This window comes from Nonomuraea sp. NPDC005650 (assembly GCF_040605375.1).
Classification (GTDB): domain Bacteria; phylum Actinomycetota; class Actinomycetes; order Streptosporangiales; family Streptosporangiaceae; genus Nonomuraea.
In genome coordinates this window covers 259,595-283,992 of record NZ_JBEXCR010000001.1, presented here as the reverse complement: position 1 = coordinate 283,992, position 24,398 = coordinate 259,595, and the positions used below count along the sequence as shown (strand labels likewise).

The following is a 24,398-nucleotide window of genomic DNA, read 5'->3' as shown; positions in this document are numbered from 1 at the left end:
CAATTCTGTGCGGCAAGCAGGAAGGGAGGCACGCCTGGAGCGTGCTGGCGTGACGCCCTACGGATATGGGCCACGCCACTCCGGCGTCCCTGGCCAGGACGCGTCTCGGAGAGTGCGGAACAGCGCGCAGCGCCACTAATCCCGAACCCGAACGTTCGCGAGGAGTGCCTGTGCGTCGTCTCCCAGCTCTCATTTCCGCGGCCGCCCTGGCCGCCACCGCCCTCGTCTCCGCCCCCGCGGCAGCCGCCGCCCCCAAGGCGTTGCCCGCTCCCGTCGCCTGCAACGGCTGCTGGAAGCCCGCGCTGAACACGTCCTGGCAGTGGCAGCTGTCCTCGCTGCCGGCCAAGCCGTACCCGAACGTGCAGATGTTCGACATCGACGGCTTCGCCGCCAAGGACGGCGCGATCGTCAGGTCGCTCAAGGCCGACAAGCCGGGCCGCGGCGTCGTCTGCTACCTCAGCGCCGGCACGTACGAGGACTGGCGCCCGGACGCGGGCCAGTTTCCCTCCGAGGTGCTCGGCAAGCCGCTGGAGGACTGGCCGGGCGAGCGCTGGCTCGACATCCGCAAGTACACCGGCAAGCTCGGCGACATCATGAAGGCCCGGCTGGACATGTGCAAGGCCGCCGGGTTCGACGCCGTGGAGCCCGACAACGTCGACGGCTACAGCAACGGCAGCGGCTTCCCGCTCAAGGCCGCCGACCAGCTCGCCTACAACACCTGGTTCGCCAACGAGGCCCACCGGCGGGGCCTGTCGGTCGCGCTCAAGAACGACATCGAGCAGATCCCGGCGCTGCTGCCGTACTTCGACTTCGCGGTGAACGAGGAGTGCTGGGAGCACACCGAGTGCACCACCGCGCAGAACGACGACTACGGCTACGACCAGTTCGTCAAGGCGGGCAAGGCCGTCTTCAACGTCGAGTACAACCTGGCCGCCTCGGCCTTCTGCGCGAAGTCCAACGCCCAGAACTTCAACTCGCTGAAGAAGAAGTACGAGCTCGACGCCTACCGCGTGCCCTGCCGTGGCGCGTGACTTCGACCTGCTGGTCGTCGGTGACGCCAACCCCGACGTGGTGCTCTCCGGGGCGCCGCGCGGGTTGGCGTACGGCCAGCGCGAACAACTCGTCGCCGGCGGCGACCTGGTGCTCGGCGGGTCCGGCGCGATCACCGCGTGCGGCGCGGCCCGGCTGGGGGTGCGGACCGCGTTCGCGGGGCGCGTGGGCGACGACGCGGCCGGGCGCTTCGTGCTGGACGTCCTGGCCGGCCGGGGTGTGGACGTCTCCCGCTGCGTGATCGACTCCCGGCCCACGGCCATGACCGTGGTGCTGGCCGACGGGGCGGACCGGGCCATCCTCACCTCGCCCGGCTGCCTGCCGTACCTGACCGTGGAGGACCTGCCGCGCGGCGTGGCCGGGCACGTCCACGTGTCGTCGTATTTCCTGCAGCCGGGGCTCGCGCCCGGCCTGCCGGGCTTCCTGGCGGAGGAGCGGCGCGGGGGCGCCACCACCTCCCTGGACACCAACGACGACCCCGCAGGGGAGTGGGACGGGCTCGGGGAGGTGCTGGCCGAGGTGGACGTGTTCCTGCCGAACGCCGCCGAGGCCCAGGCCGTCGCCGCCCGGCTCTTCGGCGCCGAGCGCGAGTGCGTCGAGGCCGCGGCGGCCCGGATCGGCGGCCTCGGTCCCGCCGTGATCGTCAAGGACGGCGGGAACGGCGCGCTGGCGTGGCAGGGCGGCGAGCTGACCCGGACCCCCGCCGTCCCCGTCGAGCCGGTGGACACCGTCGGCGCCGGCGACAGCTTCGACGCCGGATTCCTGGCCGCCCGGCTGCGCGGGATGAGCCTGCGCGAGTGCCTGAGCGTGGCCGTGACCTGCGGATCCCTCTCGACCCAGGCCGCCGGCGGCACCGCCGCCCAGCCCACCTGGAAGGACCTATGAAGATCGTCTTTCTCGGCGCGGGAAGCGTCGAGTTCACCCAGGGGCTGCTGGCGGATCTGGCGGCCTTCCCCGATCTGGGGGAGTTCGAGGTGGCGCTGCACGACATCCACCCCGAGCGGCTGGACACCGCCGAGGCCGCCGCCCGCGTCATCGTGGCCGGGCGCCCCGTCAAGATCTCCGCCCATCTCGACCTGCGCCGGGCCCTCGAAGGCGCCGACTTCGCGATCAACATGATCCAGGTCGGCATGATCGACGCCACCCGCGTCGACTTCGAGGTGCCCGCCCGGTACGGGCTGCGCCAGACGATCGCCGACACCATCGGCGTGGGCGGCATCTTCCGCGCCCTGCGCACCTTCCCGGCGCTCGACCGGATCGGCCGGGCCATGGCCGAGGTGTGCCCGGACGCGTGGCTGCTCAACTACACCAACCCGATGGCCATGAACGTCTGGTACCTGGCCGCCGCCACCCCCGTGCGCAACGTGGTCGGGCTCTGCCACTCCATCTACTGGACGGCCCACGACCTGGCCGAGCTGGTCGGGGTGCCGCTGGAGGAGGTGTCGTACCTCGCGGCGGGCGTCAACCACCAGTCGTGGATGCTGCGCTTCGAGTCCCGCGGCGAGGACCTCTACCCGCGCCTGGACGAGGCCATCGAGCGCGACCCCGGCCTGCTGCGCCGGGTGCGCGTGGACATGTACCGCAGGCTCGGCCACTACCCGACCGAGACGAGCGAGCACTCGGCCGAGTACGTGCCCTGGTACCTGCACGACGACAGCGAGATCGAGCGCCTGCGGATCCCCGTGGGCGCGTACCTCGGCATCAGCGAGGAGAACGTGCGCCAGTACGAGGCCACCCGCGACGCGCTGAGAGCGGGCCGGCCGATCACCGTGGAGGGGACCATGGAATACGCCCCGCAGATCATCCACAGCGTCACCACCGGCACGAGCCGGGTCGTCTACGGGAACGTCCAGAACAGGGGCCTGGTCGCGAACCTGCCGGACGGCTGCGTGGTGGAGGTGCCGTGCGTGGCCGACGCGCTCGGCGTCCGCCCGACGGCCGTCGGCGACCTGCCCGCGCAGTGCGCGGCGCTCAACCGCTCCTACGTCAACGTCAACGAGCTGACCGTGCGCGCCGTCACCGAGGGGCGGCGCGAGCACGTCCGGCACGCCATGATGGCCGACCCGAACACGGCCGCCACCCTCACCGTCGAGCAGATCGACGAGCTGTGCGGCGCGCTGTTCGAGGCCCACGGCGAGCTGATGCCCGAGTCCCTCAGGAGCCGGTCATGAAGGGCCCTGTCATGAAAAGCACGGCGGCGCTCGTCCTGGTCGCCGGGCTGCTGACGGCCTGCGGCTCCTCCTCCGAGGACGCCTCGGGCCCGGTCGAGATCACCTGGTGGCATGGCCAGACGGAGATGCAGGCGAAGGTCATCGAGGAGCTGGCCGCCGAGTACTCCAAGGCCCACCCGGACGTGAAGATCACGCCCGCCGTCGGGTCCACGAACGTCGACGACATGCTGCAGAAGGTCCAGGCGGTGCTGGCGGGCGGCAAGGCGCCCGACATCGCGTACATGTACGGCACGTGGATGCCGAATCTGGCGCGCAACCCCAAGGTCTACGACCTGGCCGCCACCGTGAAGGCCCCCGGGTTCGGGTGGGACGACTTCTGGCCGTCGGAGCGGGCCGTGTCGGAGGTGAACGGCAAGGTCGTCGGCATCCCCGCCCTGGTCGACAACCTGGCCGTCATCTACAACAAGAAGCTGTTCGACGCGGCGGGGCTGGCCTACCCGTCCAAGGACTGGACCTGGGACGACTTCCGCGCCACGGCGAAGAAGCTGACCGGCGGCGGCGTGTACGGCACCGCGTACCCCGTGACCGGCCTCGAGGACACGGTGTGGCGGTTCTGGCCGATGATCTGGCAGCAGGGCGGCTCGATCCTGACGCCGGACGGCAAGAAGTCGGCGTTCAACACGCCGCAGGCGGCGCAGGCGCTCGGCCTGTGGAGCGCCATGGCCCGCGAGGACAAGTCCGTATATCTCGATCAAAATGGCGAGAAGTTCGTGCCGCTGTTCCAGAGCGGCAAGATCGGGATGATCGCCGCGGCGCCGTACGCGCTGCTGGACATCATCGACCACAAGATCTCCTACGGCGTGCAGGTGCTGCCCGGCTACAACGGCAACCACGAGACGGTCGCGGGGCCGGACAACTGGGTCGTGTTCGACAACGGCTCGCGCCGGGCCAAGGCCGCCGCCGACTTCCTCACCTGGCTCTCCAAGCCGGAGCAGGACGCCCGGTGGTCGCTCGGCCTGGGCAACCTGCCGCTGCGCAAGGCCACGACCGCGCTGCCGGCGTACCAGAAGTTCGTCAAGGACTTCCCCGGCGTCGACGTCTTCACCGCGAACCTCGAGAACGCCAAGCAGGCCAGGCCGCCCCTGCCCGCGTACCCGGAGTTCTCGGAGAAGGTCGGGAACGCGATCGCCCAGGCCATGGTCGGCGGCACGCCCGCGCAGCAGGCCCTCACCAAGGCCGCGGCCGATGCCGACGCGGTGCTGGGGCGCTCGCGATGACAGCCCCGATGGTGAGCGGGGCGGCGCGGGTGAGCGCGCCGCCCTCGCGGCGGCGCCGGTGGGCGCCCCAGCTGACCGGGTGGGGCTTCGTGCTCCCGGCGACGCTCGTGATCGTCGGGCTCAGCCTGTTCCCCGCGGTGTGGGCGCTGCTGCTCTCGCTGCGGGACGGCGACCTGCTCACCGGCGGCGACTACGTCGGGCTGTCGAACTACCGCGACATGCTCGGCGACACCGAATTGGCCGCGGCGGCCGGGCACACGCTGCTCTACACCGTGCTGTTCGTGCCCGGCTCGGTGGTGCTCGGGCTCGCGCTGGCGCTGGCGCTCAACCTCAGGATCCGCCTCATCGGGTTCTACCGCACGTGCTTCTTCGTCCCGTACGTCGTCTCCGCCGCCGCCACGGGCATCCTGTCGAACTTCGTCTTCGACCCCGACTTCGGCATCGTCAACGCCGGGCTGAAGGCGCTCGGCCTGCCCGTGATGGGGTTCCTGCAGGACCCGGGCCAGGCGATGCTCACCCTGGTCGCGATCTCGATCTGGGGCGGCGTGGGCATGCCCGCCGTGGTCTACCTGGCCGCCCTGCAGGACATCCCGCGCGAGCTGATCGAGGCGGCCAGGGTGGACGGCGGCGCGGGGCGGCACGTGCTGCGCCACGTCGTGCTGCCGCAGCTGCGCCCGGCCACGGTCTTCCTGCTGATCTGGCAGACGATCACCGCGCTGCAGCTGTTCGACCTCGTCTACACCACCACCAAGGGCCAGCCGCTCGACTCCACGACGACCATCGTGTTCTACCTCTACCGGCAGGCGTTCCAGCTCTTCCACTCCGGCTACGGCACGGCCATCGCCTATGTCCTGTTCATCGTGACGCTCGCCGTGTCGGGCGCGGTCCTGTGGAGGGGTGCGAAGTGACGCGCCGCAGCCTCGCCCATCTGTTCCTGATGCCGCTCGCGCTGCTGTTCGTGGCGCCGCTGGTGTGGATGGCGCTGACCGCGTTCATGCCGGACGCCGACATCAACACCTACCCGCCCAAGCTCTGGCCCGAGCACTTCACGCTGGACGGGTTCAGGCGGATCTTCACCGAGGACGACTATCCGCTCTGGCTGGCCAACACGGTGATCGTGGCCGGGTCGGCGGTGCTCGGGCACGTGGTGCTCTGCTCCCTGGCCGGGTACGGCTTCGCCCGGATCGAGTTCCGCGCCCGCGGGGTCGCCTTCGCGGCGGTCATGGCCACCATCATGGTGCCGACCCAGGTGCTGATGATCCCGACGTTCCTGCTGTTCAAGAACATGGGGCTGATCGACACGCTGGGCGCGGCCATCGTGCCGTGGCTGGCGTCGGCGTTCGGGGTGTTCCTGATGCGGCAGTTCTTCCTGTCGCTGCCCAAGGAGCTGGAGGAGGCCGCCGTCATCGACGGCTGCTCCCGCCTGGGCGTGTTCTTCCGCGTGGTGCTGCCGCTGGCCCGGCCCGCGCTGGCCACGCTGGTGGTCTTCACGCTGCTCGGCGCCTGGAACGACCTGATCTGGCCGCTCATCGCGATCTCGTCGGAGTCGGGCTACACGCTGCAGCTCGGGCTGGCCACCTTCGCCGGCGCCCGGCACACCGAGTGGTCGGCGCTGATGGCCGGCAACGTGATCGCGGTGCTGCCGCTGGTGCTCGCGTTCATCCTGGCGCAGCGGCACTTCGTGGCCACGATGAGCTTCAGCGGACTCAAGGGCTGAGGTTGTTTGCACTGGTGGGGTGTGCGTAGGAGGATGCGCACAGCCCACCCGAGGAGAATGACATGTCGGTGTTGCAGAGCTTCGTGGACAGCGTGCGCAGCGGGGCGATCGAGGTGATCGACCTCACGGCGCCTCTGTCGTCCGAGACGCCGATCCTCCAGTTGCCCGAGCCGTTCGGCAACACGATCCCGTTCCGCCTGGAGGAGATCAGCCGCTACGACGACCGCGGCCCCGCCTGGTACTGGAACGACATCCACACCGGCGAGCACACCGGCACCCACTTCGACGCCCCCGTCCACTGGGTCACCGCCCGCGACGGCCAGGACGTCTCCCAGGTGCCCGCGCGCAGCCTCATCGCGCCCGCCGTCGTGCTCGACTTCGCCGCCGAGGCGTCCAAGGACCCCGACTTCCTCCTCCAGATCGACCACGTCAAGGAGTGGGAACGCGTCAACGGCCCGCTGCCCGACGGCGGCTGGCTGCTCTACCGCACCGGCTGGGACACCCGCTCCGGCGACCAGGCCGCCTTCCTGAACGCCGACGCCTCCGGCCCCCACACGCCCGGCATCTCGGTGGAGTGCGCCCGGTGGCTGGCCTCCGAGACCCCGATCACCGGGCTCGGCGTCGAGACCGTCGGCACCGACGCGGGCGCCGCCCACTCCTTCGACCCGGCCTTCCCCTGTCACTCCTTCCTGCTGGGGGCGGGCAAGTACGGCCTGACCCAGCTGCGCAACCTCGACCTGCTGCCCGTGACCGGCGCCGTCGTGGTGGCGCCGCCGCTGCCCATCGTGGGCGGCTCCGGCAGCCCCGTGCGGGTGCTGGCCCTGGTGGAGCGTTGATCGTCGCGCAGGCCGTGGGGCGGGCCCTGGCCGCCTGCGGGGTCGAGACCGCCTTCGGGGTGGTCGGCAGCGGTAACTTCCACGTGACCAACGCCCTGGTGGCGGGCGGCGTGCGCTATGTCGCCGCCCGCCACGAGGGCGGGGCCGCCACCATGGCCGACGCGTACGCGCGGATGAGCGGCCGGGTCGGCGTCGTGTCGGTGCACCAAGGACCGGGGCTCACCAACGCCCTGACCGGCCTCACCGAGGCGGCCAAGAGCCGGACGCCGCTCGTCGTGCTGGCGGGGGAGGCCACGGAGGTCCAGTCCAACTTCCACATCGACCAGGCCGCGCTCGCGACGGCCGTCGGCGCCGTGGCGATGCGCGTCAGCGCGCCGGAGGAGGCGGTGTCGCGGGCGGCCGAGGCGTACCGGGTGGCCTTGGGGGAGCGGCGCACTGTCCTGCTGAACCTGCCGCTCGACGTCCAGGCCGCCCCTTTCGAGGGGCCCGTCGACGTGCCGGCGGCCCCTCCCTCGACCCCTCCGGCGGTGGGTGCGGAGGAACTGGCGCGGCTGCTCGGCGCGGCCGAGCGGCCGGTGTTCGTCGCGGGGCGCGGCGCCCGGCACGCGCGGCGGGAGCTGGAGGAGCTGGCCGATCGCGCGGGCGCCCTGCTGGCCACCTCGGCGGTCGCCAAGGGGCTGTTCCGCGGCAGCCCGTGGGACCTCGACGTGAGCGGCGGCTTCGCGACGCCGCTGGCCGTCGAGCTGATCCGCGGCGCCGACCTGGTCGTCGCGTGGGGATGCGCGCTGAACATGTGGACGACCCGCCACGGAACGCTCGTCACGCCGGGCGCGAAGGTCGTCAAGGTCGACCTCGACCCGGCGGCGTTCACCGCCCACGTGCGCGCCGACCTGGGCGTGACGGGGGACGTGGCGCGCGTCGCGGAGGCGGTGGCCGTCCGGGTCGCGCCTCGTCAGGGCTACCGGTCGCCGGAGGTCGCCGCCCGCGTGCGGGCCGAGGGGCGCTGGCGGGACGTGCCGTACGAGGACGAGAGCGGCGGCGGCCGGATCGACCCCAGGACGCTCAGCATCGGGCTGGACGACCTCCTGCCGAGGGAGCGGATCGTCGCCATCGATTCCGGAAATTTCATGGGATATCCGTCGATGTTTATCGATGTCCCGGATGAGGGTGGGTTCTGCTTCACGCAGGCGTTCCAGTCGATCGGGCTGGGCCTGGCGACGGCGATCGGCGCCGCGCTGGCCCGGCCGGACCGGCTGCCGGTGGCCGCGCTCGGCGACGGCGGCGCCCTCATGGGCATCGCGGAGCTGGAGACCGTCGTCCGGCTCGGCCTGCCCATGGTCGTCGTGGTGTACGACGACGAGGCGTACGGGGCCGAGGTCCACCATTTCGGGCCGCACGGGCACCCGCTCGGGACGGTCACGTTCCCGCCCGCCGATCTCGCCGCCATCGCCCGGGGCCACGGCTTCGCCGCCGTGACGGTCGGCGGGCCGGGAGACCTGGCGGGCGTGGCCGACTGGGTGGACGGGCCCCGCGACCGGCCGCTCCTGGTGCACGCCAAGGTCACGGCGGAGCACGGCTCCTGGTGGCTGGAGGAGGCCTTCAAGGGGCACTGAGCGGTTCGTGCTGTTTTGCCGTTCGTGCGGCTTTTGTCAGAGCTTGCGGTAGCTCCGGGCCTCCTCGGCCGCCTCCAGCACGTCGGCCAGCGGCACGCCCGCGCCCGCCGCCACCGCCGCGGCGATCGCCCCCTCCACGAACGGCACGTCCGCCACCACCACCCGCCCGTCCTCCTCCAGCAGGCGGGCGGTCAGCACCGAGCTGCCCAGGTCGGGGATGAGCACCACCCCGTCACCCTGGTCGACGCTGCGCAGCGCGGCCTCGATGAGGTCCAGGCTCGTGCCCAGCCCGCCGTCCTCCGTGCCTCCGGCGGCGGCCACGGGCGTGTCGGCGCCGGCGATCCCGCGCGCCAGCGCCGCCGCCTCCGCCGCCAGCCCCGCGCTGTGCGAGACGAGCACCAGCCCCACCATCACCGGGCCCCACCGATCAACCGGCGACACCTCACGCGATCGTCGAGGCCGTCGTGGAAGGCCTGGCCGCTCATCACGCCACCACCGAGGCCAGGGCGGCCATGAACAGGGCCGCCGACGCCGCGCCCGGGTCCTCGTGCCCGACGCTGCGCTCGCCCAGGTAGCTGGCCCGCCCCTTGCGCGCCCGCATCGGGATCGTGGCCTTCGCCCCCTCCTCGGCGGCCCCGGCCGCCCGCTCGAACGCCTCGTGCACCCCGATCCCGTCGCGTACGGCCAGGGCCAGCGCCCGCGAGGCCGGGACCAGCGCGTCCACCATGGTCTTGTCGCCCAGCGCGGCCTTGCCCAGCCGTTCGAGCGCGACCACCCCGGCGTCGAACGCCGCCGAGAACCCGGCCAGCGTCACCGGCGACTCCAGCGACTTGCCCATCTGCCGGAACACGGACCCGTACAGCGGCCCGGAGGCGCCTCCGACGCGGCGGATCAGCGTCGCGCCCGCCGCGGCCAGCACCTCGCCGGGAGTCCCCGGCGGCGACTCGGCCAGCGTCCTGCGGACCTCGGTGAGGCCGCGGTCGAGGTTCGTGCCGTGGTCGGCGTCGCCGATCGCCGCGTCCAGGCTGGTCAGCCGCTCGCGGTCCCTGTGCACCAGCCTGGCCGCCTCCTCGAACCAGGCCACGAACACGTCGGTGTCCATCAACGCCCCCAGCGCAGCCCCGGCGTCTCGACCGGCGCGTCCCACAGGCGGGTGAGCACGTCGTCGAGCAGGCAGATCGACACGGAGAAGCCCTGCATGTCGAGGCTGGTCACGTAGTTGCCGACGAGCGAGCGCGACACCCGGGCGCCCTTGCCCCTGACGAAGTCCGCGACCTCCGCGAAGACCACGTACAGCTCCATGAGGGGGGTGCCGCCCATGCCGTTGACCATGACCAGCAGGTCGCCGCGGAGCGGCAGGTCGCCGTGGATGGCCTCCATGGCGATCGCGGCCAGCTCGCGCGCCGACGCCATCGGCACCCGGGCCCGTCCCGGCTCGCCGTGGATGCCGATGCCCAGCTCCACGTCCGTCTCCGGCAGGTCGAACGTCGGCTTGCCCGCGTGTGGCGTCGTACAGGAGGTCAGGGCGATGCCGAACGACCTGCTGCGCTCGTCCACCTCGCCCGCCACCGCGGCGATCTGGCCCAGCGGCGCGCCCTGCTCGGCCAGCGCGCCCGCCAGCTTCTCCACGAACAGTGTGGCCCCGGTGCCGCGGCGGCCCGCCGTGTAGAGGGAGTCCTGTACGGCCACGTCGTCGTCGACCAGCACGCTGGCCACCTCGACGTCCTCGATCAGCTCGGCGGCCATCTCGAAGTTCAGGACGTCGCCGGTGTAGTTCTTGACGATGTGCAGGACGCCGGCGCCGCCGTCGACCGCCCTGGTCGCGTCGATGATCTGGTCGGGGACCGGTGAGGTGAAGACCTCGCCGGGGCAGGCCGCGTCGAGCATGCCGTACCCGACGAAACCGGCGTGCAGCGGCTCGTGCCCCGAGCCGCCGCCCGAGACCAGCCCGACCTTGCCCGGCCGCGGTCCCTCGGCCCGGTAGACCACCCGGTCCTGTATCCGCAGCGAGGGGTGGGCCGCGGCCATGCCGTTCAGCGCGTCATCGACGACGGAATCGGCCGTGTTGATGAGCTTCTTCATGGTGAGAAGATCTGCCCATTTTCACGAGGGCGCAAGCGTCGTAGCGTGGGCGGGGTGGACGTCGCCTACGACCCCTACGACCCGAGGGTCAACCACGATCCGTACCCCGTCTACGCGTGGTTACGCCGGGAAGCGCCGCTCTACCACAATCCCGAGCACGACTTCTGGGCACTGTCGCGGCACGCCGACGTGGCCGCCGCGCTCGGCGACAGCGCCCTGCTGTCCAGCGACCACGGCCCCGTTCTCGACCCGGTCGCGTGGGGGCCGCAGGCGCGTACGTACCTGTCGTTCGTGGCCATGGACCCGCCCGACCACACCCGCATGCGGGCCGTCGTCTCGCGGGCCTTCACCCCCCGCCGGGTGGCCGCCCTCGAACCCATGATCAGGACGATCGCGCGGGGCTACATCGAGGAGGGCCTCGAACGCGGGACGTTCGACTTCGCCCGCGACCTCGCCGCCAAGCTGCCGCTCGACGTGATCTCCGAGCTGGTGGGCGTGCCGCCCTCCGACCGGGCGGACGTCCGCGGCAAGTCCGACGCCCTGGTCAGATACGACCCTCAGGGCAGGATGGCGAACACGGGGCTCAAGAGCATCCTGTCGCTCGGCGACTACTACGCCTCCATCGTCGCCGACCGCCGGGCGGCTTCACGGTCCGAGCCCCGCGACGACCTCGTCTCGGCGCTCGTCGCCGACGGCGGGCTGAGCCCCGAGGAGATCGTGGCGTTCCTGTTCCTGCTGATCGGGGCGGGCTCGGAGACCACCACCCACCTGCTGTGCGCCGCCTGGTACTGGGCGTGGCGCAACCCCGGCCAGCGCGCCGCCGCCTTCGGCGGGGCCATCACGGAGTGGGTGGAGGAGTCGCTGCGCTACGACACCCCCGCGCACGGCATCGCCCGCCGCCTCACCACTCCCGCCGAGTGGCACGGCGTCCGGGTCCCCGCCGACGCGAAGGTGTGGATCCTGATCGGCTCCGCCAACAGGGACGAGTCCGTCTTCCCCGACCCCGACGTCTACGACCTGGGCCGCGACACCGCCAGGTCCATCAGCTTCGGCGTCGGCCGCCACTACTGCCTCGGCGGCCCGCTCGCCCGGCTGGAGGCGCGGGTGGCGCTGGAGGAGCTCACGAAGGCCGTCTCCCCTGCGTACGAGATCGACCAGGACGGCATCCGGCGCACCTCGCACGGCAACGTACGGGGGATGGTCCGGCTCCCGACTACCGTGGCACCCGCCTGAGTAGGCTACCTTCTGCTCATGGCTGAGATCGTGTACCCGCCGGTGATCGCCGCCGCGCGGACCCTGTTTCGCGTGCTCGACGTCCGCTTCCACATGGAGGGTACGCAGCACGTGCCGCAGACCGGGGGAGCGGTGCTGGTGAGCAACCACATCAGCTACCTCGACTTCATCTTCGCCGGGTTCGCGGCGCTGCCCGCGCGGCGGCTGGTGCGCTTCATGGCCAAGCAGGACGTGTTCGAGCACCGGATCTCGGGGCCGCTGATGCGCGGCATGCACCACATCCCGGTCGACCGGGGGGCGGGCGCGGGCTCGTACGCGACGGCCCTGCGCATGCTCAAGGCCGGCGAGGTCGTCGGCGTCTTCGCCGAGGCGACGATCAGCCGCTCCTTCACCGTCAAGGAGATCAAGAACGGCGCCATCCGCATGGCCCAGGCCACCAACACGCCCATCATCCCCGTCGCGCTGTGGGGCAGCCAGCGCTTCTGGACCAAGGGCCGGCCCCGCAAGCTCACGCAACGGCACATCCCGCTGAGCATCGTGGTGGGCGAGCCGATGCACCCCAAGCGCGGCGAGAACGTCAACGACCACACCGCCGACCTGCACAAGCGGCTGACGGGGCTGGTGGACCAGGCGCAGCGCACGTACCCGGAGGTGCCTCAGGGGGTCTGGTGGCAGCCCGCCCACCTGGGCGGCACCGCCCCGACGCCGGAGGAGGCGGCGGCCATGGACGCCGCCGAGGCCGAGGCCCGCGCCAAGAAGGAGTAGCCCTCCTGCCAGGGGGCTCATTCCGGGACCCGCCGGGGCTAGCCGGGTCACGGGGCTCGCGGGGCTCACTAGGACGACGCATCGGGGCGCATCGCGCGGATCAGCACGGGCAGGGCGATCAGCAGCGCCACCCCGCGCAGCACGCCCGCCACGGGATAGGCCGCCCGCAACCCGAACGAGTGGGCCACCAGCCCGCCGGCCAGCGCCCCGAGCGGCATCAACCCCCAGCCGACCGTCTTGTACGCGCTGCTCACCCGGCCGAGCAGCGCGGAGGGCACGAGGCGCTGTCTGAGCCCGGCGCTCAGGACGTTCCAGAGGGTGACGGCGAACCCGTTGCAGCCCAGCAGCACGCCGAGCACGATCACGTCCGGGCTCAGGCCGATCCCCACGAAGACGACGGCGTTCGCGGCGAGCGCGGCCACCAGCGCCGCGCGCTCGCCGGTCCACGCGATGGCGCGCGGGCCGACGAGGCCGCCGAGCAGGCCGCCCACCGCGGCCCCGGCCAGCAGGAGGCCGTAACCGCGCGCGTCGAGACCCATGGTCTGGGTCGCCAGCAGGACGAGGGTCGCGTTGGCCAACTGGCCGCAGAAGGTGTTGACGCCCAGCAGCAGCGCGAGGGTCCGCAGCAGACGGTGACCGGCCAGCCAGCGCAGCCCGTCCGCGACCGCCGTACGCAGCGGGGGAGGCCCGGATCCGCGGCGACCCATCCTGGGCAGGGACGCGAGCAGCGCGGCCGACACCACGAACGTGGCGGCGTCCACGCCGAAGGGCCAGGCCACGGCGGCCGTGAAGAGCAGGCTGCCCGCCACCGGCCCCGCGAACTGCTGCCCGACCGTCATGACGACCTGCTGGTGGCCGTTGGCCCTGTGCAGCAGGGGCGCCGCCACGAGGTCGGGCAGGATCGCCTGCGCCGCGTTGTTCGAGACGACCGCGCACGCGCCCGAGGCGAAGATCAGGAACGCGAGCAGGGGGATGCCCAGGTGACCGACCGCCGCCAGGACCGCGACGGCGCCGACGATCACCGCCTGGACGGCCTGCGAACGCCACATCAGCGCGGCGCGATCGCAGCGGTCGACGAGCGCGCCGGCGGGCAGGGACAGCAGCAACCACGGCAGGTACGTCACGGCCGACATCGCCGAGACGAGCCTGGGATCCCGGGTGATCGTGACGGCCAGCAGCGGGACGGCCGCCGCGAACACCCCGTCGCCCGCGGTGCTCACCCCTGTCGCCCACCACAACCGCCAGTACGCCCCGGACAGCCGTCGCCCGCGCTCGGTCCGTGTCCTGTCGAGTGTCATGCCGGAGATCGTCCGGGGGCCGGGCCCGCCCGCGACAGCATTTAGCACGGGGCTACATCTTCAAAGCCACAGCGCCGGGAGCCGCGCTCGAGGCAAAAGTATAAATTGGGTATCGAGTACTTCAACGTGCTATAAGTACCTCGTGGTTACTATCGCCCCGCCCCGTCTCCTCGAACTCCTCCGGGCCAAGCGCACCCACGCCTACCAGGGCGATCTCTTCGACCCCGACTGCCCGACCAGGCTCGTGCTGGACCGGATCGGCGACAAGTGGACGGTGCTCGTCATCCTGTCGCTGAGCGACGGCGCGATGCGCTTCTCGGGGCTGCGCGGCCAGCTCGGCCACGTCGCGCCCAAGGTGCTCACCCAGACGCTGCGCCGGATGGAGCGCGACGGCCTGCTCACCCGCCAGATCTTCGCCGAGGTCCCGCCCCGGGTCGAATACACCCTGACCGACCTCGGCCGCTCCCTCATCGAGCCGATCGCCGTCATCGGCGACTGGGCCGAGGTCAACATGGGCCGGATCACCTCCGCGCAGGAGGCCTACGACGCCGCCCAGCAGCGGTAGTCCCCCTGCCCCCGGCCGGCCGTCGCGAGCGGGGCTGCATACTCGGAGCCATGGCGTTGAGGGTCGAGCTCGGGGTGGACGAGCTGGCGGCGACGCGGTTCGCGATCTCGCCGCTGTCGGAGACGGTGTCCGCCCTGCAGCAACTGGCCGGCCGCGACCGCAATCCCGTCCATCTTCGCTGGCTGCGATGGGCGCGGGACGAGCTGGCCGGCGCTCCGCTCGACCTCCCGCGGACGCGGTCGCTGATCGTGAGCGACAAGCTGAACTGGCCGGAGTTCCTCGTTCCTGCGCCGCAGGGTGCGGAGACGTCCATCGAGGAGGACCTGGCGGCGCTTCGGAGGACGACCGCGCGCCAGGTCCGCGTGAGCCTTCAGCGGGTGTTCGGCGACGAGCCGCCCGCCGCCGTCGCTCCTCTCGCCGCCCGGCCGGCGGCGGGCCTGCGCGCGATCGCGGCCGAACTGCGGGCGGCGCACGACCGGCTCATCGCGCCCCACTGGTCACGGATCCGGGCGGTGCTCGACGCGGACATCGCCCACCGCGCCAGGCGGCTGGCGGCGGGCGGCGCGGCGAAGCTGTTCGCCGACCTGCATCCCGACCTGCGCTGGCGTGACGGCCAGCTGACGCTGGGGGGACCGCGCTGGCAGCGCGAGCTCGTCGTGAACCGCGGCCCAGGCGGGCTCGTCCTCATGCCGGTCGTCCTCGGCTCGCCGTACGTGCTCATCAAGAAGAACACCTCGACGCAGACCACGGTCCGCTACCCGGCACGGGGCGCCGGCACGCTGTGGACGGCGGGGACGCGGCCGCCCGCGGGCAGCGTGGTCAGGTTGCTCGGCCGGGTGCGCGCCGAACTGCTGGAGGCGCTGCGCTCTCCCGCGACGACGACGGACCTGGCACGGGCCTTCGGCGTCACGCCCAGCGCGATCTCGCAGCACCTCCGCGTGCTGCACGACTGCGGGCTGGTCGCCCGCGAACGGTCCGGCCGCAGCGTCCTGTACGTGACGACGAGCCAGGGACTGTCCTTGAGCGCCACCCTTCCGGCGAGCGGCGCCTGCTGATGATCTGACGCTACGTCCCGCCGACGCTGCTCCGGGGGCTCGGCTCAGGAAGTGACGGTACGGGGTGCGCCGCCAGATAGTCCTGGAGCTCACGGTGCCGGAACTGATAGGCGATGCCGGAGATCCGCAGCAGCCCCGCGTCGTAGCACCGGTCCAGGAACCGTCCCAGCCGCCACGGCAGCCGACCTCGTACGGACAGGAGAAGCCCCAGGTAAAGGCGCGACAGCCGTGGTGACATGGATGCCACGAGGGACATCCCGAAGACCGCGCCCGCCGTCACCGCCGCCACGGTCGAGACCCCGTCCAGCAGCTCACCGAACCAGATCCCCAGCACGAATCCGAATCCCGGGCCGAACGTGAGGGCGGCCACGAGGGTCGTGACGACGTCATTCCGGATGACCGCTCTCGGGCCGACGCGGCGGCTGAAACCGGGCTGTCCGTCCTGCCCTGTTCCGCCGCTCGCCATCCCGATGCCGAGCAGGAGCCCGAAGACGACCGGCACCCAGAGCGGAAGATCGACATCGAACTCCATGATGACCGCCGCCCCCGCCAGGGTGCCGCCTCCGGCTGCGAGCACGCCCTCCACCACGGCCTTCCCGCGATCACGTGCGCCGCGGAACCGGCGCGAGCCGACCTCGTCCGCCGCGGACCACACCTCCCGCCACGCCCTGACGGGTTCCGCCAGCAAGCCCAGGCACACGACACCGGGCAGCCAGAGCAGCATCAGCGCCGTCACCGTCCGGCCCGACACATAGCCGTCCACGATGTCCAGCTGCGAGAGCGCCAGGGCGAGGGCGGCGACGACGGCGGCGACCGCGGGAAGGCAGGTGGACAGGGCCACCAGCGCGCCGATGAGCCGCGGCCGATCTCCCGCCAGCGGCCACAGCCGGTGCAGGACCAGATCCGTGCCGGACAGGACGCGTCCGTGGAACGGCGGCCGGCTCGCGTTCCCGCGCAGGTAGCCGGCCAGGACGGCCAGCCAGGCATGGGTCTGTTCGGCGCTCAGCCCTCTGCCCGCCAGGCGGGCGGGGATGAACAGGCCGAGGAGGTGCTCCCGCACGGACCGCTGGTCGGCGAACTCCGTCAGAGCCCGGGGTGCGCGCACGTAGCGCCCGGTGAGCGGGTCGCGTTCCTCGTAGACGCTGACCGCCAGGGTCAGCCGCCACGGCGTGTCGAGCGTGCCGGCCAGGACATGGCCGTCGCGGGTCAGCGCCTCCAGCACCGGCTGCCAGCGTTCCGGGTCCTCCTGATCGGTGACGGCCTGGACGAACCGCCACGCCTTGTCGCTGTTCACCTGGTCCACATCGACGCGGGCGACGCCGCGGAGCGCGGCCTGGTCGGCGACCAGGGCGTCGTACTGGTCGGTCCGGCAGGTCACCACGAGGCTGCAGCGATCCAGCCCGTGCTCGTAGTCCTCCAGCGCGCGCAGCGCCCGGGCGGCCCGCGACCCGTAGCCCGGCAGCTCGGTCTCGTCCATCTCGTCCAGCCCGTCGATGACGGGCAGGATCCGCTCCGCCTCCACCAGCGTGCGCGCGGTCACCGGCTTCAGGTCGAACGTCGCGGCCAGGTGCCGGGCGAGCATGGTCGTGACCGGTACGTCCGGATCGAGGCTCGCCGCCGAGATCCGCACCGGGATGGGATCGTCGGGCCGCCTGCCGTCGAGCAGTTCCCGGATCAGCTCGATCGCGAGCACCGTCTTGCCCGAACCCGCCGCCCCGGTGATCACCAGCCGTCGCGGCGCCCGCAGGTCGCGGAAGTAGGCGGCCACCTGCTTCAGGCTGCCGCGCGGGGGAGCGGAGACGGAGCTGCCGGTGGGATGGAAGGCGAAGTCGACGTCGATGGCGGCGTCCCTGCCCTTGCCGCCCAGCAACTGCGCCCGCTGGGCCTTCTCCTCCGCCAGCACCCGCTGCGCCAGCCGCCCCGCCACCGCCGCCACGTCGGTGTCGGCGAGCCGCTTCGCCTGCCACCACGAGAGCGCGGTGATGGCGACCCCGATGAGCGCGAACCCCGCGCTGACCGGATCCACCTCACCGGGATAGCGCGTCCACAGCCGCACGGTGGCGGCGACGACCAGCATCGTCCCGACCGCGACGCCCGCCCAGAACCACCATGCCCTCGTACGCCGGCTCACGGTCCCCAGCATTCCAAGCGGATGCCCGTCGTGGAGCGCGAAAAGTCCGAAGATCCACGGGAGATTTCCGCTTTGTCGCCCGCGCGCACAAGCGGGTGCCGAGGATCGCAAAAAGGGGCACCAGACGATCTCTGGCACCCCTTCTGACCAGTCGGGACGACAGGATTTGAACCTGCGACCCCTTGACCCCCAGTCAAGTGCGCTACCAAGCTGCGCTACGTCCCGGTCGTGTCGGCCGCTCCCTGCGGAGCGGGACGTCATAACCTTAGCGCACATCGGAGGTGCACGCGTACACGGCGAGCTGGGGCGGAGGTGGCCGAGTGGGGCGCAAACCGACCATCGATCGGCGGGAGCTGGCCAGGTTGGTGGCCGAGGGGGTGAGCGTGCAGGAGCTGGCCGCGCACTTCGGGGTCAGCGAGTCCGGGGTGCTGCAGGCCAAGCGGGCCGCCGGGCTGGCCAAGCCGATGCTCGACCACAGCCGGGCCGTGCCGTGGAAGCTGGCCCGCGAGCACTCCCAGTCCGGGCCCGCCACCAATCTGCGTAATCTGTCGGCGGCCGCGCAGGGGAAGCCACCCGCGGCCGAGCGGCTGAACACGGCTCTGCGGTGGGCTCAGCGGCTCGTCGACCAGGGGCTCGACGTGCGCTATGACGCGGCAGAAGGGTTCAGCGAGGTCCCTGCCGCACCAGCGGGCTCACATGTCGCAGCCGTGCTTGCGGCGGCCAGGGAGGCGATGGAAGCCCGCTGAGGCGGGGAGTTTCGACCCGCCCGTTCGAGGGCAGTCGCTGGTCTCGACACAGAGACCGGAGGCGAACAACATGACCACCTTCATCTGGGTGGCCGTCGTCGCGGTCGCGGTGGTGGCGCTCGCCGCAGTGGGTTACGTCGTGCTGCAGCAGCGGCGTCGCGGCCATCTCCGCGAACGTTTCGGCCCGGAGTACGAACGCATAGTCGCCGAGCACGACAACCGCCGCGAGGCCGAGCAGGAGCTGCTCGACCGGGAGCGCCGGCATTCGGAGCTCGGCATCCATCCCCTGACGGACGAGTCGCGCGACACCTACGCGAACCGGTGGACCGAGGTGCAGGAGCGCTTCGTCGACGCTCCCGGGTTCGCGGTGACCGAGGCCGATCAGCTGGTCACCGCGGTCATGGCGGAGCGGGGTTACCCGACGGAGGACTTCGAGCAGCGGCTGTCCACCCTGTCGGTGGGCCACGCGGAGACCCTCGACCACTACCGGACGGCCCACGAGATCAGCGGGCGGGCGGCCAGGAAGGAGGCCTCCACGGAGGACCTGCGGCAGGCCATGGTGCACTACCGCGCGCTGTTCGAGGAACTGCTGCAGGAGACCACACGAGGACGGTGAACGAGGATATGAGCACCCCCAGGAGCGGCAGCGAGGAAGAACGCGCGCAGCGCGCTCCCGACGATGAGCACCTCCGCGAGGACGAGCCGGACAAGCGCAGTCCGCGTGCCGACGACGAGTACGCGGCCGCCGTGCCCGGCGCCGTGGAGACCCCCGCGGCCGAGCACGACGACGCCCCGTACCGCGTCCCCTACGCAAGGACCCCTGAACCGGAGCCTGGCGTCGGCGAGGTGCCCGCGCACGCCGCCCCCGAGGACGTCGTCCTGTTCGACCAGGACCCGGACCGGGTGCAGGCCCGCTGGCGCGACCTGCAGACGTCGTTCGTCGACGATCCCGGCGAGTCCGTGCGGCGCGCCGACGGGCTGGTCGGCGAGGTCGTGGACGCCCTCACCAGCAGCCTCACCAGCCGCACCGACGCCCTGCGCGACCGCTGGAAGGACGCCGAGGCCGCCGACACCGAGCAGTTGCGCCTGGCGCTGCGCGACTACAGGAGCGTCCTGGAACGCCTGCTCGCCCTCTCCGGCGCCCAGACCCAGACCCAGCTCCCCGCCGTGGGAAAGAGGTGACCTGACATGCTCGCGATAGTCGCAGCGATCGTCTTCGGGCTGGGCTTCCTGCTCGACCTGGTCGGCGCGCGGATCCCCGGCGGGTTCTCCGGCATGACGTTCGTGCTGCTGGGCCTGACGCTGCTGGCGCTGCACCAGGCGGGCGTCGGCAAGGCCGGCTTCCGCTCCGGTTACGGCAACTGGCGCAGCCGGGCCCGCAGGTAGCAGAGCCCCTGAGCAGGAGGTCGCCGAGGACGGCGGCCTCCTGTCACATCTTGCCGGGGAAGCGCATGATGACGGTGCTGCCGCCGTTCCCGACCCGCAGGGTCAGGTCCGACGACACCAGCCGGGCCACCCACAGCCCCATCCCGCCCACCGCGCCCGGCATGGGCCCGGGCTTCCAGACCCCCTCGTCGTGCACCTCCACGATCAGGTCGCCGTTCACCGACCAGGTACGCATGGAGGCCCGGCCGGCCCCGTGGGTGACGGCGTTGGTGGCCACCTCGTTGACCGCGATGACGAAGTCCCCGATGGTGTCCTCGGGCATGCCGGCGTCGCGGGCCTCGTCCTCAGCGAACTGCCGGACCTGCGGGAGGTCCGGCAGCCGGAAGCCGAGCTCTTTCACGGGCGCGCCGGGCGGCGGGCTCGTGTAGCCCGACTGAGGTTCTCCGACCTCGTTCACCCGGCGTCCTTCTTCTCAGCCGATCAGCCGACCAGCTCGGAACGCAGCTGGTCGAGAACCTTGCGGAGGATGCGTGAGACGTGCATCTGGGAGATCCCGAACTCGGCGGCGATCTCGGCCTGCGTCATGTTGCCGAAGAACCGCAGGAGCAGGATGTGCTTCTCGCGGGAGGGCAGGGCGTCGATGAGCGGTTTGACGGCCTCCCGGTCGACCATGGTGCTCAGCGTGTCGTCGTCTTCGGGAATGACGTCGCCGAGGGAGGCGGCGTCGTCGTCGGTGCCGAGCGGCGCGTCGAGCGACAGGGTGCTGTAGGCGGCGGAGGCGTCGAGCGTCAGCAGGACGTCCTCCTCGGTGATGTTCATCTTGGCGGCCAGTTCGGCCACGGTGGGCGATCTGCCGAGGTCCTGGCTGAGGTCGGCGACCAGCCGGTTGAGCTCCGAACGGCGCTCCTGGTAGAGACGCGGCACCCGGATGGCCCAGGTGCGGTCGCGGAAGTGGCGCTTGACCTCGCCGGTCATCGTGACGACCGCGTAGCCCCTGAACGCGTGGCCGAGCGTCGGGTCGAAGCCGTTGACGGCCTTCATCAGGCCGACGTACGCGGCCTGGAGAAGGTCCTCCAGCGGCTCGCCGCGGTAGCGGTAGCGCCGGGCGATCTCCATGGCGAGCGGCCGGTGCATCTCGACGATGCGCTCACGCAGTCGCTCTCTGTGACTGTCGGGGGTTTCTTCCCGGACCATTTCGGCCAGGAGCTCTTCCGCTGTCATCTCCTCGAGGACGTATTCCTGCACAGCCATCGCTGCTCCTCTTATGGGTCGCAGGCGGCCTCCCCCAGCAAGAAAAAGCCCAGGCAGAGGCACGCCTCGCTCAACTCTCGAGACGAAAGCCCGCTGCTGGACTCCGCATCAAGTGTCCCCCGTATCGCCGGAAGTATTCCTCCCTCCTGCGGTGACAGTAGGGTTGCTCCGTGACAATGCCGGAGAACGGTGAGGGCCCTGTGGCGGCCCTGACCCTGACGTCGTCGACGGTGGACGAGATCACCGTGATCAGGGTCGACGGCGTGCTCGACGCCACGACCCGCGAGCAGTTCGCCGATTACTTGTCGTTGGCGGGTTCGGAGCTGATTCTTGACCTGGCCGGGGTCACGTTCATGGACTCTCGCGCGCTCGGGCTCATCGTCCACCACTGGCAGACCAGCCTGGCGTCGGGCTCCAGGTTCGCGCTCATCGGAGTCGAATACTCCAAGTCCAAGGTGATGTGGATCACCGGGCTGGCGCAGCGGCTGCCCTTGTACGACACGCTCGACGACGCCCTGGCGGCCATCGGCTAGCGCTTCGACTTGCGCTGGTGCTCGTCCACCAGGAGCCTGGCGAGGTCGGCCACCTTGACCTGGTGATGCTGGGAGATCCGGCGCAGCTCCTCGAACGCGGCCTCCGCGGTGCATCCGCTGGTCTGCATGATGATGCCCTTGGCCTGGTCGATCACCGCCCGTCCGGCGAGGGCCTCCTGGAGCTGCGCGGCGTCGGTACGCACCTCCTCGAACTCCCACATGTTGGCCATCGCCACCCCGACCTGCTCGGTCAGCATGTCGGCCAGCGAGTGGGCGCCCTGCGCGGAGAACGCCCCCGGGCGTACGGAGTAGAGGCCGACCAGCAGCAGGGCGGGGGCCACGTCGATGGGGACGACCAGCACGGAGCGCACGCCCCAGCGGCTGGCCAGCGCGTCGTAGCGGGGCCAGCGGGGCTCGTTGAGCACGTCGGCGACGCCGGCGCGGCCGCCGCTCTGCCGGGCCTCGACGGACGGGCCCTCGCCCAGCGCGCGCTCGCCTTCCACGAGCATGATCAGCTCGCTGTGGGAGCCCGACACCAGGACCCGGTGGTCGCGCCAGTGCTCGGCCGAGGCCCCGGAACAGCCCGGCACGCCGGCGGCCAGAGCCGTGGTGAGGCCGCGCAGCACGCGTTCGGTGGAGGTGTCCTCGCCCAGCCGGCCCAGTATGGCGAGGTCGCGGGCGAGACCGGGGGTGATCATCGCGGTTGATTTCATAGCAAGAAGCCCCTACCCGATATGGCCCCCCATATCCCCTGTGACGTAGCGTCAGAGGGTGACCATGCCGGACCTCGAACAAGCGCTGGACGCGCTGGCCGGGCGCGTGTCGTCGCTTCGCGAGGCGAGGACCGCCTACCCCGCCGATCTCGCGCCCACGCTCGACGCCGCCCTCGCCGAGCTCGACACCGCCGCCGAGCTGCTGGCCGAGGCCCGCGAGGCGCTGGAGAAGGCGCCCAAGCGGGCGGGCGGCAGGAAGGACGGCACGCAGCGGGAGCTGAAGCTGCTGCGCCAGGTGTTCCGGGCCTTTCCGGTGCCGGTCATCGTGCTGGACGGCGGCGGCGTGGTCAGGCGGATCAACCCCGAGACCTCGCGGATGCTCGGCAGCCCCGACGGCTACCTGGTGGGCCGGTCGTTCCCGCTGCTGGTGGACGTGTCGCGGCGGGCGGCGTTCCGGTCGCATCTGACGGCGGTGCTGCAGACGGGGCAGCCGTCGGCGTTCGAGACGCGGCTGGCGCACCAGGGGCGCACGCACACCGTCCAGGTGGCGCTGACCAGGCTGACCATGCCGGGCGAGCCGCAGCAGATGGTGGCGGCGGTCGCGCTGCCGACCGAGGTGCAGCTGCCCGAGCCGGGTGCGCGGCGGCCGGAGGAGTCCGACGCGGCGCTGCTGCTGGCCGCGGCCAAGCGGCAGGACCTGCTGGTCAAGATGGCCAATCTGCTGCTGGAGGAGGAGGCGCTGCTGCGCCCGGTCGCGCTGCCGAGGGCGACGCGGCTGCTGGCGGCCGAGTGGGCCGACTGGGTGATCGCGGACATGGTGCGCGACGGGCTGCCGCGCCGCTCGGTCGTGGTGGCGCCGAAGAACCAGCCGCTCGGCGAGCTGGTCCGCCAGGTGGAGTCCGCGGATCCGGCGGGCAGCCAGGTCGTGACGCAGGTGCTGGAGCTCGGCTCCGGCGTGGTGCAGGAGATGCTGGACGACGAGAGCCTGCTCGGGTTCTGCGCGGACGGGCCGCTGCTGACGGCGATGGGCGCGGGCTCGATGCTGTGCGTGCCGATCGGCTCCGCCGAGGGCGTGCTCACGCTGGTGCGCGCGCACGACCGGCGCCCGTTCGCGCTGGCCGACCTGGCCGTCATGCAGGAGGTGGGGCTGCAGCTCGGCCTGGCGATCCGCGCCCAGACCAGCTTCCAGAGTCGTTCGCGGGCGGCGGACGCGCTGTCGGCGAGCGTCGCGCCCCGCAAGCTGCCCGACGTGCCCGGCTACGAGGCGGCGGCCGTCTACCATCCCGGGTCGTCGGTGGGCGCGGAGTTCTACGACGTGTTCCCGGTGTCGTGCGGGTGGGGGTTCGCGCTGGGCGGGGCCGTCGGCAAGGGCGAGGAGGCCGCGTCGGTCAGCGCGATGGTACGCGGCGGCCTGCGGGTGCTCGGCGTCTGGGAGTCCGACCCCGACCTGGTGATGCGCAAGGTCAACGAGGCCCTGGTGGCGCAGGGCACCGGCATGTTCGTGATGGTCGTCGCGGGGTTCGTGAAGGGGCGCGAGATCCGGCTGTCGTCGGCCGGGCACCATCCCGCCGCGCTGCTGCAGGCCGACGGCGGCGTGCGCTTCGCCGCGGGCGGCGGCGTGCCGCTCGGCCTCGCGCCCGAGGCGGAGACCGGGGCGGAGAAGCTGACGGTGGCCGCGGGCGAGACGCTGGTGCTGTATTCGGAGGGCCTGGTCTCCTCCAGGAACGAGCACGGCGAGCCGTACGGCGAGGAGCGGCTGGCCGACGTGCTCGGCCGGTGCGCGGGGCAGTCGCCGGCCACCGTGGTCAAGGCGCTGGAGGCGGACCGGCACGCGTTCTCGGGCGGCCAGGTGTGGGACGAGATCGTCATTCTCGCGCTCCGGGGCGTCTGACCTGCGAAGTCAGGATGTCTGATCTGTGGGGGTTTGCTAGCGCGTCAAACCTGGGTATGGTCGAAAGCGTAGACATGTGCCTAAG

Annotated in this window: 26 protein-coding genes and 1 tRNA gene; 18 read left to right on the top strand and 9 right to left on the bottom strand. The window is 71.9% G+C overall.

Annotation, left to right across the window (positions count from 1 at the left end):
• Positions 1-170 precede the first annotated feature (170 nt).
• The 8 genes from ABZS69_RS01305 to ABZS69_RS01270 all read left to right on the top strand — a co-directional run bounded on the left by ABZS69_RS01305 (position 171) and on the right by ABZS69_RS01270 (position 8,664).
• Positions 171-1,031, top strand: coding sequence for an endo alpha-1,4 polygalactosaminidase (locus ABZS69_RS01305; RefSeq protein WP_355364475.1), 861 nt, complete (start codon positions 171-173; stop codon positions 1,029-1,031).
• The gene (locus tag ABZS69_RS01300; RefSeq protein ID WP_355364472.1) at positions 1,021-1,935 is read left to right on the top strand and encodes a carbohydrate kinase family protein; all 915 of its coding nucleotides are present in this window, start codon (positions 1,021-1,023) and stop codon (positions 1,933-1,935) included. The genes ABZS69_RS01305 and ABZS69_RS01300 overlap by 11 nt, the downstream gene beginning before the upstream one ends.
• The gene (locus tag ABZS69_RS01295; protein ID WP_355364469.1) at positions 1,932-3,221 is read left to right on the top strand and encodes an alpha-glucosidase/alpha-galactosidase; all 1,290 of its coding nucleotides are present in this window, start codon (positions 1,932-1,934) and stop codon (positions 3,219-3,221) included. The genes ABZS69_RS01300 and ABZS69_RS01295 overlap by 4 nt, the downstream gene beginning before the upstream one ends.
• The gene (locus ABZS69_RS01290) at positions 3,218-4,498 is read left to right on the top strand and encodes an ABC transporter substrate-binding protein (protein ID WP_355364466.1); all 1,281 of its coding nucleotides are present in this window, start codon (positions 3,218-3,220) and stop codon (positions 4,496-4,498) included. Before ABZS69_RS01295 ends, ABZS69_RS01290 begins: the two co-directional genes overlap by 4 nt.
• The gene (locus tag ABZS69_RS01285; protein WP_355364463.1) at positions 4,495-5,406 is read left to right on the top strand and encodes a sugar ABC transporter permease; all 912 of its coding nucleotides are present in this window, start codon (positions 4,495-4,497) and stop codon (positions 5,404-5,406) included. The genes ABZS69_RS01290 and ABZS69_RS01285 overlap by 4 nt, the downstream gene beginning before the upstream one ends.
• A complete protein-coding gene (locus ABZS69_RS01280) occupies positions 5,403-6,215 on the top strand; it encodes a carbohydrate ABC transporter permease (protein ID WP_355364460.1) in 813 nt (270 codons plus the stop codon). Before ABZS69_RS01285 ends, ABZS69_RS01280 begins: the two co-directional genes overlap by 4 nt.
• A gap of 62 nt (positions 6,216-6,277) precedes the next feature.
• Positions 6,278-7,051, top strand: coding sequence for a cyclase family protein (locus ABZS69_RS01275; RefSeq protein WP_355364457.1), 774 nt, complete (start codon positions 6,278-6,280; stop codon positions 7,049-7,051).
• Positions 7,048-8,664: a thiamine pyrophosphate-binding protein gene (locus tag ABZS69_RS01270; protein WP_355364454.1), complete on the top strand. Its 1,617-nt coding sequence runs from the start codon at positions 7,048-7,050 to the stop codon at positions 8,662-8,664. The genes ABZS69_RS01275 and ABZS69_RS01270 overlap by 4 nt, the downstream gene beginning before the upstream one ends.
• A 36-nt stretch (positions 8,665-8,700) precedes the next feature.
• Here the strand turns inward: ABZS69_RS01270 and ABZS69_RS01265 are convergent, their stop codons facing one another.
• From ABZS69_RS01265 to dhaK, 3 genes are read right to left on the bottom strand one after another with little or no spacing between them, the layout of a single operon-like run.
• Positions 8,701-9,105 (bottom strand): phosphoenolpyruvate--protein phosphotransferase, encoded by a 405-nt coding sequence (locus tag ABZS69_RS01265; RefSeq protein WP_355364451.1) that lies wholly within the window; start codon positions 9,103-9,105, stop codon positions 8,701-8,703.
• Positions 9,106-9,148: 43 nt separating this feature from the next.
• The gene (gene dhaL, locus ABZS69_RS01260) at positions 9,149-9,766 is read right to left on the bottom strand and encodes a dihydroxyacetone kinase subunit DhaL (protein ID WP_355364448.1); all 618 of its coding nucleotides are present in this window, start codon (positions 9,764-9,766) and stop codon (positions 9,149-9,151) included.
• The gene (dhaK, locus tag ABZS69_RS01255) at positions 9,766-10,746 is read right to left on the bottom strand and encodes a dihydroxyacetone kinase subunit DhaK (RefSeq protein ID WP_355364445.1); all 981 of its coding nucleotides are present in this window, start codon (positions 10,744-10,746) and stop codon (positions 9,766-9,768) included. Before dhaK ends, dhaL begins: the two co-directional genes overlap by 1 nt.
• A 54-nt stretch (positions 10,747-10,800) precedes the next feature.
• Between dhaK and ABZS69_RS01250 the strand changes: the two genes are divergently transcribed.
• Positions 10,801-11,979, top strand: a complete 1,179-nt coding sequence (locus ABZS69_RS01250) for a cytochrome P450 (protein ID WP_355364442.1) — start codon at positions 10,801-10,803, stop codon at positions 11,977-11,979.
• Positions 11,980-11,997: 18 nt separating this feature from the next.
• Entirely contained in the window at positions 11,998-12,744 is a 747-nt protein-coding gene (locus ABZS69_RS01245) for a lysophospholipid acyltransferase family protein (RefSeq protein WP_355364439.1), read from the top strand.
• Positions 12,745-12,812: 68 nt separating this feature from the next.
• Here ABZS69_RS01245 and ABZS69_RS01240 read toward each other — a convergent pair whose 3' ends face one another.
• Positions 12,813-14,042: an MFS transporter gene (locus ABZS69_RS01240; RefSeq protein WP_355364437.1), complete on the bottom strand. Its 1,230-nt coding sequence runs from the start codon at positions 14,040-14,042 to the stop codon at positions 12,813-12,815.
• A gap of 142 nt (positions 14,043-14,184) precedes the next feature.
• Between ABZS69_RS01240 and ABZS69_RS01235 the strand changes: the two genes are divergently transcribed.
• The gene (locus ABZS69_RS01235) at positions 14,185-14,607 is read left to right on the top strand and encodes a helix-turn-helix domain-containing protein (RefSeq protein ID WP_355364434.1); all 423 of its coding nucleotides are present in this window, start codon (positions 14,185-14,187) and stop codon (positions 14,605-14,607) included.
• Positions 14,608-14,657: 50 nt separating this feature from the next.
• Positions 14,658-15,662, top strand: a complete 1,005-nt coding sequence (locus ABZS69_RS01230) for a metalloregulator ArsR/SmtB family transcription factor (protein ID WP_355364431.1) — start codon at positions 14,658-14,660, stop codon at positions 15,660-15,662.
• Between the two features lie 10 nt (positions 15,663-15,672).
• On the opposite strand, the gene ABZS69_RS01225 is transcribed toward ABZS69_RS01230, so the two are convergent.
• Together ABZS69_RS01225 and ABZS69_RS01220 are read right to left on the bottom strand one after the other, a co-directional pair.
• A complete protein-coding gene (locus ABZS69_RS01225; RefSeq protein WP_355364428.1) occupies positions 15,673-17,793 on the bottom strand; it encodes an NACHT domain-containing protein in 2,121 nt (706 codons plus the stop codon).
• Between the two features lie 151 nt (positions 17,794-17,944).
• Positions 17,945-18,018 (bottom strand) — tRNA-Pro (locus ABZS69_RS01220).
• A 95-nt stretch (positions 18,019-18,113) separates the two neighbouring features.
• On the opposite strand from ABZS69_RS01220, the gene ABZS69_RS01215 reads away from it, so the two are divergent.
• The 4 genes from ABZS69_RS01215 to ABZS69_RS01200 all read left to right on the top strand — a co-directional run bounded on the left by ABZS69_RS01215 (position 18,114) and on the right by ABZS69_RS01200 (position 19,925).
• On the top strand, positions 18,114-18,539 hold the full coding sequence (locus tag ABZS69_RS01215) for a hypothetical protein (protein WP_355364425.1): 426 nt from the start codon (positions 18,114-18,116) through the stop codon (positions 18,537-18,539).
• 70 nt (positions 18,540-18,609) lie between these two features.
• Entirely contained in the window at positions 18,610-19,155 is a 546-nt protein-coding gene (locus ABZS69_RS01210) for a hypothetical protein (protein WP_355364422.1), read from the top strand.
• Positions 19,156-19,163: 8 nt separating this feature from the next.
• Entirely contained in the window at positions 19,164-19,721 is a 558-nt protein-coding gene (locus tag ABZS69_RS01205; RefSeq protein WP_355364419.1) for a hypothetical protein, read from the top strand.
• Positions 19,722-19,727: 6 nt separating this feature from the next.
• Positions 19,728-19,925 (top strand): hypothetical protein, encoded by a 198-nt coding sequence (locus ABZS69_RS01200; RefSeq protein WP_355364416.1) that lies wholly within the window; start codon positions 19,728-19,730, stop codon positions 19,923-19,925.
• A gap of 43 nt (positions 19,926-19,968) precedes the next feature.
• Here the strand turns inward: ABZS69_RS01200 and ABZS69_RS01195 are convergent, their stop codons facing one another.
• A complete protein-coding gene (locus ABZS69_RS01195; RefSeq protein ID WP_355364413.1) occupies positions 19,969-20,382 on the bottom strand; it encodes an ATP-binding protein in 414 nt (137 codons plus the stop codon).
• A gap of 23 nt (positions 20,383-20,405) precedes the next feature.
• Complete coding sequence (locus tag ABZS69_RS01190; protein ID WP_350726519.1) at positions 20,406-21,176, bottom strand: SigB/SigF/SigG family RNA polymerase sigma factor; 771 nt, start codon at positions 21,174-21,176, stop codon at positions 20,406-20,408.
• Between the two features lie 176 nt (positions 21,177-21,352).
• On the opposite strand from ABZS69_RS01190, the gene ABZS69_RS01185 reads away from it, so the two are divergent.
• Positions 21,353-21,709 (top strand): STAS domain-containing protein, encoded by a 357-nt coding sequence (locus ABZS69_RS01185; RefSeq protein WP_355365296.1) that lies wholly within the window; start codon positions 21,353-21,355, stop codon positions 21,707-21,709.
• Here the strand turns inward: ABZS69_RS01185 and ABZS69_RS01180 are convergent.
• On the bottom strand, positions 21,706-22,407 hold the full coding sequence (locus ABZS69_RS01180; RefSeq protein WP_355364409.1) for a GAF and ANTAR domain-containing protein: 702 nt from the start codon (positions 22,405-22,407) through the stop codon (positions 21,706-21,708). The genes ABZS69_RS01185 and ABZS69_RS01180 overlap by 4 nt on opposite strands.
• Positions 22,408-22,486: 79 nt before the next feature.
• Between ABZS69_RS01180 and ABZS69_RS01175 the strand changes: the two genes are divergently transcribed.
• On the top strand, positions 22,487-24,313 hold the full coding sequence (locus tag ABZS69_RS01175) for a SpoIIE family protein phosphatase (RefSeq protein WP_355365293.1): 1,827 nt from the start codon (positions 22,487-22,489) through the stop codon (positions 24,311-24,313).
• Positions 24,314-24,398 lie beyond the last annotated feature (85 nt).

Coding starts and splice junctions, on each gene's coding strand:
- ABZS69_RS01295 (WP_355364469.1), top strand. CDS start 1,932: ATGAAGATCGTCTTTCTCGGCGCGGGAAGCGTCGAGTTCACCCAGGGG.
- ABZS69_RS01290 (WP_355364466.1), top strand. CDS start 3,218: ATGAAGGGCCCTGTCATGAAAAGCACGGCGGCGCTCGTCCTGGTCGCC.
- ABZS69_RS01285 (WP_355364463.1), top strand. CDS start 4,495: ATGACAGCCCCGATGGTGAGCGGGGCGGCGCGGGTGAGCGCGCCGCCC.
- ABZS69_RS01275 (WP_355364457.1), top strand. CDS start 6,278: ATGTCGGTGTTGCAGAGCTTCGTGGACAGCGTGCGCAGCGGGGCGATC.
- dhaL (WP_355364448.1), bottom strand. CDS start 9,766: ATGGACACCGACGTGTTCGTGGCCTGGTTCGAGGAGGCGGCCAGGCTG.
- dhaK (WP_355364445.1), bottom strand. CDS start 10,746: ATGAAGAAGCTCATCAACACGGCCGATTCCGTCGTCGATGACGCGCTG.
- ABZS69_RS01245 (WP_355364439.1), top strand. CDS start 11,998: ATGGCTGAGATCGTGTACCCGCCGGTGATCGCCGCCGCGCGGACCCTG.
- ABZS69_RS01240 (WP_355364437.1), bottom strand. CDS start 14,042: ATGACACTCGACAGGACACGGACCGAGCGCGGGCGACGGCTGTCCGGG.
- ABZS69_RS01230 (WP_355364431.1), top strand. CDS start 14,658: ATGGCGTTGAGGGTCGAGCTCGGGGTGGACGAGCTGGCGGCGACGCGG.
- ABZS69_RS01210 (WP_355364422.1), top strand. CDS start 18,610: ATGACCACCTTCATCTGGGTGGCCGTCGTCGCGGTCGCGGTGGTGGCG.
- ABZS69_RS01205 (WP_355364419.1), top strand. CDS start 19,164: ATGAGCACCCCCAGGAGCGGCAGCGAGGAAGAACGCGCGCAGCGCGCT.
- ABZS69_RS01200 (WP_355364416.1), top strand. CDS start 19,728: ATGCTCGCGATAGTCGCAGCGATCGTCTTCGGGCTGGGCTTCCTGCTC.
- ABZS69_RS01190 (WP_350726519.1), bottom strand. CDS start 21,176: ATGGCTGTGCAGGAATACGTCCTCGAGGAGATGACAGCGGAAGAGCTC.
- ABZS69_RS01185 (WP_355365296.1), top strand. CDS start 21,353: ATGCCGGAGAACGGTGAGGGCCCTGTGGCGGCCCTGACCCTGACGTCG.
- ABZS69_RS01180 (WP_355364409.1), bottom strand. CDS start 22,407: ATGATCACCCCCGGTCTCGCCCGCGACCTCGCCATACTGGGCCGGCTG.
- ABZS69_RS01175 (WP_355365293.1), top strand. CDS start 22,487: ATGCCGGACCTCGAACAAGCGCTGGACGCGCTGGCCGGGCGCGTGTCG.